The sequence below is a fragment of the Hymenobacter qilianensis genome, from assembly GCF_014489555.1.
GTDB classification, from domain to species: domain Bacteria; phylum Bacteroidota; class Bacteroidia; order Cytophagales; family Hymenobacteraceae; genus Hymenobacter; species Hymenobacter qilianensis.
The window spans coordinates 1,944,108-1,957,008 of the sequence record NZ_CP060784.1; the positions used below are offsets into that span (position 1 = coordinate 1,944,108).

A 12,901-nucleotide genomic window follows, 5' to 3' on the forward strand; every position below is an offset into this window, starting at 1 on the left:
TGACACAAAAAAAGGAAGCCCAATGGGCTTCCTTTTTGAAAAGCATGATAGGGGCGAATTAGTTAGAAATGCCGATTCCGAGGTACACCTGGAACACGCCGTTTTTCACGTTATCGTAAGCATCAGCACCGGCATCTTGCGGGTCGTTGTAGATGTCGGCCAAGCCAAGGTCATAGCGGGCGCCGAGGCGAGCCGGCCCAATGCGGGCTTCTACGCCGCCTACCACGCCGTACTCCAGGCTGTTGAGGCCAACATCCGAAATGCTGCGCTCGCGCCCGGCGTACTTGGCATTTACGAGCAGTGAAACCTGCGGGCCAACGTGCAGGCTGACGTTGTCGACGATGTTATAAACGAGCAGCACCGGCACTTGCAGATAGTCGAGGCGGGTTTGCTCTTTGCTGCCGGCGGGTTGGCCAGTTACCAAGTCAAACGCTTGGGCATCAAAGCCTTTGCGCGAAAACAAGAACTCCGGCTGAATGGAGAATTTGTTGTTGAGGGCAAACTGCGCATACACGCCGGCGTGGTAAGACTTAAGGCTTTCGAGGTCCTGATAAGCGTCTTTGTCCTGACCGCGCAAGTCGGCCAGGTTGAAGCCGGCTTTAATCCCGAATCCGTTGTTGCGCGAGTCGCTGCTGCCAAAGCCGTAGTCGGTGGAGGAACGCACGCCGATGGGGCCATCCTGGGCGGAAGCGGAAAAAGCGGCGGCGCAAAAGATGAAGAGGAGGAGTAATTTTTTCATAAGACAAAATGGGTAAGAAGGGGAGAAAACCTGCTGCCAGCTAGTGATAGGACTAAGGTGAGACGGACTGGGTTGTAGGTTTCTATAGCACGTTACGCGCAAGCTTCGCGGAGGTTAAAAAAAATGTGGCTCCCCTGAGTAGCAGCAATGCCTGAGGCGTGTATATTTGGCCCTTTCCGGCCGCCGCCAGTTGGCTTTGGGGTATTAGCTCAGTTGGTTCAGAGCACTACCTCGACAAGGTAGGGGTCACTGGTTCGAGCCCAGTATGCCCCACTTAAAGCCGAGCCCCGCTACGTGTAGCGGGGCTTTTTTGTGCCCAAGTGCTAACAAACGGGCTGCCTTTGCATTACTAAGTGGTAGGCTAGGCCGTCATGCAGAGCAACGCGAAGCATCTCGCGTGCAGTCGTTGTAATGGTAACTCAACGAAGCGGGAGAGATGCTTCCTTCGTCAGCATGACAATACTGTTGCACGCGAGATGCTTCGGCTCCGCCTCTGCATGACGGACGAGTTTCATACTACTAACCCATTACATGCTTTCTATTGCCTGGGCGCCGCTTTATGCCCACCCGCTGCCTGATGGCCACCGTTTTCCCATGCTGAAGTACGAGCTGCTACCCGAGCAACTCCTGCGCGAGGATACAATTACGGAAGCCAACTTATTTGCCCCCAGCCCCCTTCGGCAGCCGAAATTCTGCGCACGCATACGGCCGATTATTACCGGCGTCTGCGGCTTGGCCAGCTCACGCGTCAGGAAGAGCGGGCAACGGGTTTTCCGTGGTCGGAGCAGCTGATAGCCCGCGAAGTCACGATTCTGGGCGGCACGATTGAATGCGCGCGGCGGGCTTTGCAGCACGGCATAGCAGCTAACATTGCCGGTGGCACCCACCACGCTTTCGCCGATCGGGGTGAGGGTTTCTGTTTGCTTAACGACCAGGCCGCAGCAGCCAACTATCTATTAGCCAATGAGCCAGCCGTGCAGAAAGTCCTGATTGTGGATCTGGATGTGCATCAGGGCAATGGCACGGCGGCTATTTTTCAACATAAGCCGCGGGTATTTACCTTCAGCATGCACGGCGCCCGCAACTACCCGCACCGCAAAGAGCAGTCGGACCTCGATTTGCCCTTGCCCGACCAAACCGACGACGCCACCTACCTGAAGCTGCTCGCCGATACAATGCCTCGCCTGCTAGACGAGGTGCAGCCCGACTTTGTGTTTTATCTGGCCGGCGTCGATGTGCTGGCTACTGATAAGCTCGGCCACCTTGCCCTTACCCGTGAAGGTTGCCGCCAGCGCGACGAGTTTGTGCTAGAACTTTGCCACCGCCACCAGCTACCGGTAGTAGTGTGCATGGGTGGCGGCTACTCCGAGCGCATCGCCGACATCGTAGAGGCGCACGCCAATACGTTTCGGATCATGCAGGAGCTGTATTTCTAGATAATTACCTGCCACCGGAAGGCCCAGCGCCAGCTTAGCTCATATTTCTCAATGTCAGCCTGCTGAAGAATGCGCTGCCAGTCAGATTTAGTAAAAGCCCGCGCTACCGACAAAGGCGCATCATTTCGCACCAAATAGGAGCCCCGAAACAAGCGTGTAAGCCACTTAATGCTGTGGTACGCCACCGGGTGCCGATGCAAGTCATTGATAATCACCGCCACGCTGGCCTGTTGACGCAGTTGGCGCAGCAAGCCGGCCAATTCAGCATCGGTGAAATGGTGGCAAAACAAGCTGCAGGTAATCACGTCGAAATGCTGGGCCCGAAACTCCGGGGCAAATATGTCCTGTTGTAGGAAGCTGATTTCGGGATAAGCCTGGCTTTTTTCAGTGGCGTAGCTCAGCATAAACGGGTTAGCATCAATGCCAACCAGCTCTACGGGAATGTGCTGGCGCTTGGCCCAGCGGGCAATGTAGCGCAGGGTGTCGCCGCCGCCGCTGCCCAGGTCGGCGAGGCGCAGCGGGCGTCTGGGGGGCATTTTGGCGCGCAGGCGAGCCAAGGCATCCGTTACCACTGCATAGCCGCCCAGGTGGGTATTGATGAATTCCAGCTCATCCAGATTCTGCCGCAACGCATCGGAGGCCAGAGTCAGATCGTCCATGAGTTCGGGCTCGGTGGCACGCTGGCGAAGATTCATGCGTCTGGGGGGCTTTTTTAAGTAATAAACGAGGTGCTTGACGCAGAGATATTTGGTGAAATTAATTGTCGCCAAAAGCTACCTTCAGCAGCATCGCCTCCAGCGTGAGGCCCGGCCCGAAGGCGAAGCTCAGCACCGGCGCGTCTCGGTCGGGTGCGGTCAGCGACTGTAGCAGCTCGTGCAACACAAAAAGCACCGTGGCCGACGACATGTTGCCGTAGTCGCGCAATACCTGGTACGCGAAGCGGTTGTCGTGGGTGGTCAGGCCAAGCTCCTGCTCAATGGTTTCCAGAATCTTGCGCCCGCCCGGATGAATGGCAAAGTGCTGAATGTCGGGCAGTTGAACGGGCAGGTTTTCGAGCAAGCCGTCAGTCAGCTCCCGGATGCCTTTTTGGATGAGGCGCGGCACATACGACGAAAGTGTCATCTCGAAGCCGAAATCGTTGATGTGCCAGGCCATATCGGCGTGGCCGTTAGGCTCAATGCCGCAGTGAAAAGCCGCCAGCTCCAGACTGGCGCCTGTGGCTGCCGGCACGGCCCGCACCAGCGCCGCCGCCGACCCGTCGCCGAACAAGGCGTTGGACACCAGGTGGTCTTCCTCCTGGTTTTTCTGAAAGTGAATGGTGCAGAGCTCCGTGCTCACAATAAGCACGTTGGCGCCGGCATCGGCTTTACAGAAAGCATCGGCCAGCTTCAGCGCATTGAACGCCGCGTAGCAACCCATAAAATTGACGCAGGTACGCTGCACATTGGGCCGCAGCCCCAGCTTCTGCACCAGCTCCAGATCAAGGCCCGGCGCGTACATACCCGTGCAGCTCACCGTAATCAAGTGCGTGATGCTAGCCAGCGTCACCTCGGGCACCTGCCGCAGGCAGTCCTGCGCCGCCCGCACCGACAAAGGCAACGCACACTCACGGTATACCGCCATACGTTGCCCCACCGACGGAAAAGGCTCTAGGTCAGGAGTGTTAGGAAAGAAATCGAACTCGCCGTTGGACCGGCTATAATCAGCCAAAACAGAGTAGCGCTGGCCAATACCCGTGACGCGGTAGAGCGCACGCAGCTTACGCGCCTCATTGTCGTCGAGTTGCAGGGCCTCGGCCATAAAGGTGGCAATTTGGGGCTGCGGAATAACATGGGTAGGGTTGGCCGTGCCGATGGCACATAGGTAGCTGCTCATTAAGCGAAGTATACGCAAATTACCGCCCCGGTGCCGGTGCAAGTTTTTGCCTGATTAGGAGCTCTATCGAAGAGCATAATTATGCTTACGTAGGAGACGGACAATCAGGTTTTTCCGTCCGGCGCTACCTGATTTCTGACTGTACTAACTGCCTCAAAATACTTCACCGTGAGTTTGCCGCATCAGGGCGCGCACGGCTCCGGGCCAGTAGCGCAACCCGCCCACCGCCGCTTCGCTCAAAAAAGGCTTTCCAAACAGACCCTGCACGGCCCGTCCCACCCGCAAACGCCCCCCAAAGTGCGCTTGCCACTCGCGTTGATAAGCAGCTTCGAGGCTCGGCCTTGTGGTGCGGCCTACCAGAAACTCGTGGATGTGTGCGCTGGCTATCTGAGCGCCGTGAATAGCCATGGCCATGCCGTTGCCACAGAGCGGCGTAATCAGGCCCGCCGCGTCGCCACACATCAGAATGTGGTTTTCCACGCAGTTTTTGGGCGCGAAGGATATTTCGTTGATAACCTCCGGCTGCGGGTACAGGAACTCAGCGTCCCGAAAAATGCCCCCCAGCCGCGGATTCCGGGCTAATACCTGTTTTTCCATCGCCGCAATAGTGCCGTGGGCCTTCAGGTTCTGGCGAGTAGTTAGGTAGCAGAAGCAATATTTATCTTCTTCAATAGCCGAGATGCCAGCATAGCCATCGGCGAAGTTGTGCAGGGCAATCAGGTTGCGCGGAAAGTCGAGCCGCACGTGGTATTTAACGCCCAGATACGGTGAGCGCCTGGTGAAAAACGGACGCTGCAGCTGGCGGTCGAGGTTGGCGCGCTTACCGTACGCGCCCAGCACAATGCGGGCCTGTAGAATTCGGCCGTCGGCTAGGCTTACGTGATGCTCGTCGCCATTGAATGTGACATTCGTGACGGTGGCTCCCTGGTGAAACTCTACACCGCGCGCCTCGGCTTGCTGATACAGGAAATAATCCAGTGTATAGCGGCTCACCCCAAATCCACCCAGGTCGAGCGGGGCGGTGAGCGTGCGGCCCGCCGGCGAGCTGAGCATGAACTGCGTAATGTTGGCCGGCTCCAGCACTGCTGGATCTACGCCAAGCCGCCGCAGGTAAGGCAGCACCTCATTAGACACATACTCGCCGCAAACCTTGTGGAACGGGTAATGCTTGCGCTCCACCACCGTGACGTGGTACCCCCGGCCCGCCAAATCCAGAGCGGCTGTAAGGCCCCCAAACCCCCACCAATAATGAGAACTTCCAAATTTTTTTTGAATATAAAATGGTGAAAAACAGGGGTGAATCCTTTATTTATAGAAGATAAGTTATATTTTATGTATCTTGTTGGAATTCAAGCGCTACCTTTGCAAACCAAATTGAGCGTCTGACGTTAAGAATTTAACCGACGCGCCAATCGCCTAACGGTCTGATATGATGAAAACTCTACGATTACTATTGTGTTTTTGCGCCTTGGTGCTCGGCCCGCTGTGCACCGGCGTACCGGCTGTCAATGCGCAGCCTGCTAGTCCTGCTACAGCCAGCCGTCCGGCTGCGGATGAAAAAAATGTATTGGTGTACCCCAACCCCAGCACCGGTATTGTTCATATCGATATTAACGGTTTCAATGGCCGCAAAACGGAGCTGCGTATTCTGAACGTCATCGGCTCCGTAATCTACCGCGAATCATTGACGGAATTTAATGGCCGCTTCACCAAAACTCTTGACCTGAGCAGGTTTGCCAGCGGCCTTTACTACGTAAAGCTCGAATCGGATAACGCCAGCGAAATGCGTAAGCTGGTAATCCGATAACCTTACTACTTCATTGCTTAAAAGAAAAGCAGCCTCACCGGATCGGGGGCTGCTTTTTTTATGAGCTAAAAGCAAAAAAACGGTCCTTACGCAATAGTAAGGACCGTTTTTAGGACTTTGCAGTCAAGCGCTACCTAGCGATTCGGAATCCGAATCGGCTGGGGCTTCAGCATAGCCTTGAGGTTATCCAGAGTGTTGAGGGCGATGAGGGCAGTAGCAATCATCAACCCCACAAAAAGAAGGAAAGACATACGAGTGGGAGTTTAAGGCGAGAAAGAAATAAAACCGGAGTCAACACGCCAACGCAACAGGGCCGGTTGGTAAATGTACTCTCTTGAACCTCAGAACCCGGCATCAGGTTTCAGCATAATTATGTGCTTTTTGATCTTTTCCATCATCAACAGGCACAGATAGTAACTACCCGGCCACTTTATCCTGCGGCGGGGCTCTAAACAGCTGCTCTACAACGTAGCGAGCGTCGGCACCCACGCCGCCCATCAGGGCCGATCCCGACTGTTGAGCCACGGCAAGCCGAGGAAGGCTAGGCCCGGCGCGGCCGTCAGGCCACGGTAGTGTTTGGGGTAGCCGTCAGCGTCGAAAACGGAGGCTTCAATCCAGCTAAAATCGGGTCCGAAGCCGGTGGCCCATATCACGGCCTCCAGGGCTGGCGTGCTGGCGTGGCGGCCGCGCAAAATGCCCCCCGGCTCTACGCCCAGCGCCCGCCCGATGAACCGAGCATTAGGGAAAGTACGCAGTCGGGCCAGGTCGCCGCTGACCACGGGCTCAGGCTGCCGCATCATGTGCGCGCCTACCGGCGAATGACGCGACGCCCACAACAGTCTGGTGGCGGTGAGCATCGCCCACATCAGCATATTGTTGGGCATGGCCGGCGTATGCTCGTCGAAGGCGGCGTACACGGGGCGACCGGTTGAGGCTAAATCGGCCGCAATTTGCAGAGCCGAGTTGCCACTGCCGACTACCGCCACTGGCCCGGTACCCACTACCTGCTGCGGGCGTTGGTAGTCGCGGCTGTGAAGCTGAACAACCTTTGAAGGAAGCTGGGGGCAAATTCGGGCTGACGTGGGGCATTGTAAGCACCCGTACACACCACCACCCGCCGCGACTGATACTGCCGGCCCGCCGCAGTACTGACAGCATAGCCGTTTGGAGTTGGCGTTACGCTGCTGACGCGCTGGGACAGATGCAACGGGAAGCGAAAGTGCTCGGCATACGTGCTCAGGTAAGCAGCCGCTTCATCTTTGGTAGGATAGCGAAATTTGCCCCCCGGCCACTCCAGGCCGGGCAAGCTGCTGGCCCAGGCTGGGGAGAATAAGCGCAATGCCTCAAATCGCGACGCCCAGACATCACCCACGGCCGCTCGCTCGTCCAGAATCACGAACGATACGCCCAGGCGCTGCACATAATAAGCTGCCGCTAGTCCGGCCTGTCCTGCCCCGATAATAAGCGTGTCAACCGAAAAAGCGTCAGGAGAAGGCATAGAGGAGTGTTGCAGGAAGTAGAAAAGCTAGCCAAATGTATTTATTGTTGCTGGTCGCTAAAAAAGCCCCCAGAAGGGAACCGCTCTTGTGCTCGATTCCGCGGGGTAGCTGATGGTAGGGCTAGGCCACATAGTTTATCGGCTGAAAAGTCTTCCGGAAATAATTTGAAAGGCCTTTTATATGGAACCGCTAACTGAAGCGTTTGGCCCACGACAAGTACCTGTTCATAAATATTGGCTTAGCAGGGCGCACCTTTGTTGTTCGAACTGCACCCTTGTCTTCACTCATTCTACTTCGTTTTCTTATCCGATGAAGCATATTTTCTATCGATTGCTCTGTATAGGCTTGCTGAGTGGTTTTGTCATTTCCTGCTCCGATGATTCTGTATCACCTGCCGAAGTCCGCGATAATCCGCTGGCGATGGGCAATCCTAGCGGCGCCACTACGGACCCGGCCTCTTACACCAATTACCTGCTGGAGAAACCCCAGTATGCGCTATCGTATCACCGCGACCGGGGCACACCCAACTGGGTAAGTTGGCACTTGAGCAAAGCCTGGCTTGGTAGCGCTTCACGCCAGGATAATTTTGCGCCCGACAATACTCTGCCCACCGGCTGGTTTCGGGCTACCAGCGCCAGCTACACCGGCTCGGGCTTCGACCGGGGCCACAACTGCCCCTCCGCCGACCGCACCGGCTCGGTAGCCGATAACGCAGCTACTTTCCTGATGACCAACATTATACCGCAGGCGCCTAATAACAACCAGCGTACCTGGGCCGACCTCGAAAACTACTGCCGCACCTTGGTAAACGGGGGCAATGAGCTTTACATCATCTGTGGAAGCTACGGCAGGGGAGGTACTGGCTCTGAAGGCCAGGCGAATACCATAGCAGACGGTAAAATAACGGTGCCCAACCGCATATGGAAGGTAATCGTGGTACTGCCCGCTGGCACCAACGATGTAAGCCGCGTCACGGCTGATACGCGCGTTATTTCTGTGAATACGCCTAATACCAGCAGTCTGAACCCTGAGTGGGCTACCTATCGCACCTCCGTAGATGCTATTGAAAAAGCAACCGGCTACGACCTGCTATCGGCCGTGCCCGCATCAGTGCAGAGCGCCGTGGAAGCCAGGGTGGACGATGGTCCGGTAAACTGAAGCACTGCCCTCAGTAGCAGCCGAGAGCAGCTAAGAATACTGTTCCTAGTAATGAAGTCAAGCTAAATAAATATTGGAATTATTATATAATAAATTAAGGCACTACTTTTGTGCTGAGTGTCCCGAGTGAGTATGGAAGGGAATAGAAAGCCGCGCTGCAACGCGGCTTTCTGCATTTTACAGCCAAGCTATAATGAGCTGATAAATGGAAATGCAGGAGCTGATAAAAGCCCCCTGATCTGGGAGCAGTCTAACTTTGGCTGGTAACAGCAATTGAGTTTACGAACCCGCTTTTGCCGCGGCACTAACGGTTGAAAGCACCTCTATGCCAGGTATGCGCTTTAGGTGGCTGCCGCTTGGCTAGCTTTTTTACTGGGGGGCTTTCTAGGCTTTTAACAACAGCTTTACCTGCTACTCCTCACCATCAGTGGGTAAGCCCACTTCCCCGTCTTTTACTACCGGCTGGCTGTTCATGTAAGAGCGGAAGGCCGACGCTACGTCGCTGGCAACGGCATTGGCCTGGGCCGTTACGCGTCGGTCGTTGCGCGTGCGTGCATTGGTGCGCTCCTCGCTGAGCTGCTTTATGTAGTCCTCAAGAGGCACCGTAACGGCGGGCTCCTTCTCGTCCGGAACCACGCGAAAAGTGCCTACAGTATAGCTATAGCCCTGCTCGGTGATGCCAAACCGGAAGTTGAAGTGCAGAATTCGTGCCTGCTCAGGACCCGAGGCTTTGGCCGCTGCCATCTTTATTTTGCTCGTGCCCGTCAAGCTGATTTCCTTCGCTTCCGGGTTCGCCTGGACATTGCTTTTAGGATTATATGGAAACTTCTCTTGGGTCCACGATAACGCGTGCTGATACAGGGTAACCGAGTTGCTATCCTCTACGTGTACCTTCTCGCTGTATTCTATGGGGGCCGTTGGAGCAATGCCCTGTGCCTGCGTAGCTGAGGAAAATAAGCTTAAGCCACTCACAAGCAGGGCCACGATTATTTTTTTCATACTCAAAGAATAAAAATAGGGAAGGTCAGGTGACTGAAGCGCAAATATAGGTCCCAACTGATTGCACATTGCTGAGAGTATTTGCAATATGTAATGATATGGGTTCTGCGCTCCGCCCGTACCAATTGGATGAATAACAGTTCAGGTGGTAGATGGCAACTCAGCTTTTTGCGCCTTATACCGTATAAGCAATGCAAGAAGTAACGGTTAAATATAGAAATTTGTACTATATTCATAAGATGTCTATTCGCTATAAGCAACGCCTTAATAACAAAAGGGAGTAAAGAGCTAAAGACAGAGGGTGATCAATATTCCTAAAATTAAATGCTACTGTGTGATAAAATTTTATTTTTCAGGCAGTTAACTAATCGTATTGCCAAAAAGGGAATGATCCCCGAAAGTGGAGTAAGGCTGGTTTGTAACATTGCGGTAACATTAAATTAATTCCCCTTCTCTTGGAGGTATGGAAAGTATTAGTACTTTTGCGACGTGCTTCACCCAAAGACCAAACATCTAATGAAGCGCAGAACGCCCAATAGCGTTGTTCTGCGAGAAGACCGGAAGGCCTTTTCCCCCGTTGGTTTTTCCGTCTTTCCTGTTTTTTTCCGTTCGCCGCTCCGGTCTCCGAAGCGGTTTTTTTATGTTCGGCTGAGTCGGTGGGCAGCGATCATGCTTCGTATTCAACCCTCCACTCATACCTATTTCAAGCTTCACGTCAACATGCAAGACAACCTCGTCCCTCAAGCCGCGGCCTTCGTTGCCACCCGCAACGTGAAGCTAAATGCCGGTGCTGGTGCAGGTATGGCCCGCATAGCCCGGTTCATCCTCGGCCAGAAGGACATCCGCAACTGCGTACCCTTCTTGATGAACCGCGACAACGTAATCTAACTAGTTGACCAACAAAGCGCCCGGTGATGAACCGGGCGCTTTGCTTTTGGGGTTATTATAGTTGAGGCTTCAATAAGAGTCAATAGTTTAAAGCAAAATCAATCATGCAGTTAGGCGCAGTTACACTTCAAAATCCTATCTGCCTGGCCGCGGCCTCTTGGCATCTGGATGGGCCGGGCTACGAGCGACTGGGGGCCATTTTTACCCGCACCGTTACCATGGAGCCCAAACCAGGGCTGTATGAGCAGGGTATCTGGCAGGTAGCCGATCAAACACTGCTCAACGCCACCAACATGCGCACTGAAAACGCGGAGATTCTGGTGCAGGAGCATCTGCCGAATCTGTTGCGCTACGGGGTGCCGGTATTGGTAAGTATCACGGCCCCAGGCATTCCGGGCTTCCGTAAAATTGCCCGCTTCCTTAAGCGCGAAGCTGGGGGGCAAATTGCGGGCGTCGAGGTCTACATCACCTGCACTGATACCGCTAAGGGCGCCGAAATTACGCCCAAGTTTGTGCGCGACGCTACCGAGGCCGTGCGCAATGAACTGGGTCCTGAGGCCATCATCGTAGTGAAGCTGCCCCCGTGGCCCGACTTCATTCGGGGCCTGGCGCTGGGCGCGCAAGAAGGTGGCGCTTCGGCACTAGCTGCGTGTAACACACTTAAAGGCTTGCACTTACCCGATGATGCCAGCGCCGCGCCGCTCATTGGCGGGTTGTCGGGCGAGGCGTTGCGGCCGGTGGCTTTGCGCTGCGTGTATGAGCTGGCCCAGGATGCCCGCATCAAGCTGCCGATTTTCGGTACGGGGGGCATTTTTACCAGCAACCACGTCACCGATTATTTGCGAGTAGGCGCCAACGCCGTGCAAATTGCCAGCGGCGAGTGGCTGGAGCCGGGCTTAACAGCTCGTCTGGCCGAAGAATGTGCAAATGACTCTCAAAATGCAGCGCGGGAGTTGTCCCGTGCTAACTTGGTCAGTCGTCGATAGTAAGCAAGAAGCCTTTTCCACCCATTATAACACCTTACCGCAGGCCTCATGAACAAACTCACCACCCGCGTTCAACAAGCCAATTCCTTACTCTGCGTCGGCCTCGACCCCACCGGCGACGACGCTTTCGTAGCAGCGCGCTTGCGCGAAGTCATAGCACAGACCGCTGAGTTTGCTGCCGCCTTCAAGCCGAACCTGGCCTTCTTTCTCTCCCGCGAAAACGGCGTAGCGCTCCTGCGCGATACTGTGGCACTGATTCCCAAGGATATTCCCGTCATCCTCGACGGCAAGTTTGGCGACATCGCCAATACCGCTGAGCACTACGCCCAATTCGCCTACGACCGCATCGGCGCCGACGCCGTGACGGTAAATCCTTACATGGGCGACGACGCCATCGTGCCCTTCGCCCGCCCTGATAAAATGGTGTTTGTGTTGGCCAAAACGTCAAATAAACCCGCTCACTCCCTGCAAGATGTCGCCCTGACTCGTGGTGGCTACGTGAGTGACTTGGCCGCTCGCGTATCGTGCGAGCTAGATGAGCATCACCATAATATCGGTTTGGTAGTCGGCGCGACTGATGCCGCTGCCATAGCCCGCGTGCGTGAAAGCTGCCCGACGCAATGGTTTCTGGTACCAGGCATCGGCGCCCAAGGCGGCGACTTAGCTGCCACGCTTCATGCTGGCCTACGCGTCGATGGCCTCGGGTTACTTATTAATACCTCCCGCGCCATCTGGCAAGCGGCTGATGCCGGCATTGCTGCCCGCACATTGTTCCAACAAATAAATGACCTCCGTCCCGTTGCCGCTCATGCCTGACTCTACTGCTGAAATGACTTCTGAAACCCGTTTTGACGCCCCGCTTCTTGAGCAGCAACTGATGCAGGAAGATGCCTTGCTCAGGGGGCATTTTCGCCTCTCCTCGGGCTTGCATTCCGATACGTATGTGCAGTGCGCCCGCTTTTTGCGCCGCCCGGAGCTGGCTGCTCCGGCCATGGCCGAGCTGGCCCAGCGCATTCGCGAAGCGGGTTTACAGCCCGATGTAATAGTTGGTCCGGCCATGGGCGGTGTGGTGGTGAGCTACGAACTAGGCCGACAGCTCGGCGTGCCTGCCATCTTCACCGAACGCGACGATACGGGTCAAATGACCTTGCGCCGTGGCTTCACCTTGCAGCCCGGCGAGCGAATTATTATTGCCGAAGATGTGGTGACTACGGGCAAGAGTACCAAAGAAGTAGCGCGGATTTTGGAAGGGCTGGGGGGCAAAATTTTGGGTGTCGCAAGTTTAATTGACCGCACGGGTGGCAAAGCAGAGCTTTCTTTTCCGACCTTTGCACTGCTGCCGGTCACGGCGGCTACCCACGCACCCGATGATTGCCCGCTGTGTCGGGCAGGTATTCCGGTAGTAAAACCTGGCAGTCGGCCGGAGAAAGCGTTTTCTTAAACCTACCTGCTGGCTTCGGCCCGTAGGCAAGGCATTTTCGGTGTCCCGATTGTCGGGGCGCTTTTCCATGGCC

At 55.5% G+C, this 12,901-nt stretch carries 13 protein-coding genes, 1 tRNA gene and 1 pseudogene; 8 read left to right on the plus strand and 7 right to left on the minus strand.

The features are described from left to right. Positions 1-58: 58 nt before the first annotated feature. Entirely contained in the window at positions 59-739 is a 681-nt protein-coding gene (locus H9L05_RS08995; protein ID WP_187733870.1) for a porin family protein, read from the minus strand. Positions 740-937: 198 nt separating this feature from the next. On the opposite strand from H9L05_RS08995, the gene H9L05_RS09000 reads away from it, so the two are divergent. Beyond that, positions 938-1,012, plus strand: a tRNA-Val gene (locus tag H9L05_RS09000). A 383-nt stretch (positions 1,013-1,395) separates the two neighbouring features. Then, positions 1,396-2,175: pseudogene (locus H9L05_RS09005) on the plus strand (histone deacetylase family protein); the annotation flags it as partial. On the opposite strand, the gene H9L05_RS09010 reads toward H9L05_RS09005, so the two are convergent. From H9L05_RS09010 to H9L05_RS09020, 3 genes are all read right to left on the minus strand, one after another. Beyond that, positions 2,172-2,870, minus strand: a complete 699-nt coding sequence (locus H9L05_RS09010; RefSeq protein ID WP_223284834.1) for a methyltransferase domain-containing protein — start codon at positions 2,868-2,870, stop codon at positions 2,172-2,174. The pseudogene H9L05_RS09005 and the gene H9L05_RS09010 overlap by 4 nt on opposite strands. Before the next feature lie 61 nt (positions 2,871-2,931). Continuing rightward, positions 2,932-4,050, minus strand: a complete 1,119-nt coding sequence (locus H9L05_RS09015) for a type III polyketide synthase (protein ID WP_187733871.1) — start codon at positions 4,048-4,050, stop codon at positions 2,932-2,934. Between the two features lie 153 nt (positions 4,051-4,203). Then, positions 4,204-5,259 carry an NAD(P)/FAD-dependent oxidoreductase gene (locus H9L05_RS09020; RefSeq protein ID WP_317175163.1) on the minus strand — a complete coding sequence of 352 codons (1,056 nt, stop codon included), beginning with the start codon at positions 5,257-5,259 and terminating at the stop codon, positions 4,204-4,206. A 220-nt stretch (positions 5,260-5,479) separates the two neighbouring features. Here H9L05_RS09020 and H9L05_RS09025 point away from each other — a divergent pair, with 220 nt between their 5' ends. Next, complete coding sequence (locus H9L05_RS09025; protein ID WP_187733872.1) at positions 5,480-5,857, plus strand: T9SS type A sorting domain-containing protein; 378 nt, start codon at positions 5,480-5,482, stop codon at positions 5,855-5,857. Between the two features lie 497 nt (positions 5,858-6,354). On the opposite strand, the gene H9L05_RS09030 is transcribed toward H9L05_RS09025, so the two are convergent. Both H9L05_RS09030 and H9L05_RS09035 read right to left on the minus strand, forming a co-directional pair. Beyond that, positions 6,355-6,858 carry an NAD(P)/FAD-dependent oxidoreductase gene (locus H9L05_RS09030; RefSeq protein WP_187733873.1) on the minus strand — a complete coding sequence of 168 codons (504 nt, stop codon included), beginning with the start codon at positions 6,856-6,858 and terminating at the stop codon, positions 6,355-6,357. Then, complete coding sequence (locus H9L05_RS09035; RefSeq protein ID WP_187733874.1) at positions 6,858-7,355, minus strand: NAD(P)-binding domain-containing protein; 498 nt, start codon at positions 7,353-7,355, stop codon at positions 6,858-6,860. The genes H9L05_RS09030 and H9L05_RS09035 overlap by 1 nt, the downstream gene beginning before the upstream one ends. A 310-nt stretch (positions 7,356-7,665) precedes the next feature. Between H9L05_RS09035 and H9L05_RS09040 the strand changes: the two genes are divergently transcribed. Beyond that, positions 7,666-8,514 carry a DNA/RNA non-specific endonuclease gene (locus H9L05_RS09040; RefSeq protein WP_187733875.1) on the plus strand — a complete coding sequence of 283 codons (849 nt, stop codon included), beginning with the start codon at positions 7,666-7,668 and terminating at the stop codon, positions 8,512-8,514. 411 nt (positions 8,515-8,925) lie between these two features. Here the strand turns inward: H9L05_RS09040 and H9L05_RS09045 are convergent, their stop codons facing one another. Further along, on the minus strand, positions 8,926-9,513 hold the full coding sequence (locus H9L05_RS09045) for a DUF4468 domain-containing protein (RefSeq protein ID WP_187733876.1): 588 nt from the start codon (positions 9,511-9,513) through the stop codon (positions 8,926-8,928). 669 nt (positions 9,514-10,182) lie between these two features. Between H9L05_RS09045 and H9L05_RS09050 the strand changes: the two genes are divergently transcribed. From H9L05_RS09050 to pyrE, 4 genes are all read left to right on the plus strand, one after another. Continuing rightward, a complete protein-coding gene (locus H9L05_RS09050; protein ID WP_187733877.1) occupies positions 10,183-10,401 on the plus strand; it encodes a hypothetical protein in 219 nt (72 codons plus the stop codon). 104 nt (positions 10,402-10,505) lie between these two features. Then, the gene (locus H9L05_RS09055; protein ID WP_187733878.1) at positions 10,506-11,387 is read left to right on the plus strand and encodes a dihydroorotate dehydrogenase; all 882 of its coding nucleotides are present in this window, start codon (positions 10,506-10,508) and stop codon (positions 11,385-11,387) included. A gap of 48 nt (positions 11,388-11,435) precedes the next feature. Continuing rightward, complete coding sequence (gene pyrF / locus H9L05_RS09060; RefSeq protein WP_187733879.1) at positions 11,436-12,203, plus strand: orotidine-5'-phosphate decarboxylase; 768 nt, start codon at positions 11,436-11,438, stop codon at positions 12,201-12,203. Continuing rightward, positions 12,196-12,828 carry an orotate phosphoribosyltransferase gene (pyrE, locus tag H9L05_RS09065; RefSeq protein WP_223284835.1) on the plus strand — a complete coding sequence of 211 codons (633 nt, stop codon included), beginning with the start codon at positions 12,196-12,198 and terminating at the stop codon, positions 12,826-12,828. Before pyrF ends, pyrE begins: the two co-directional genes overlap by 8 nt. The last annotated feature ends 73 nt before the right edge of the window (positions 12,829-12,901 follow it).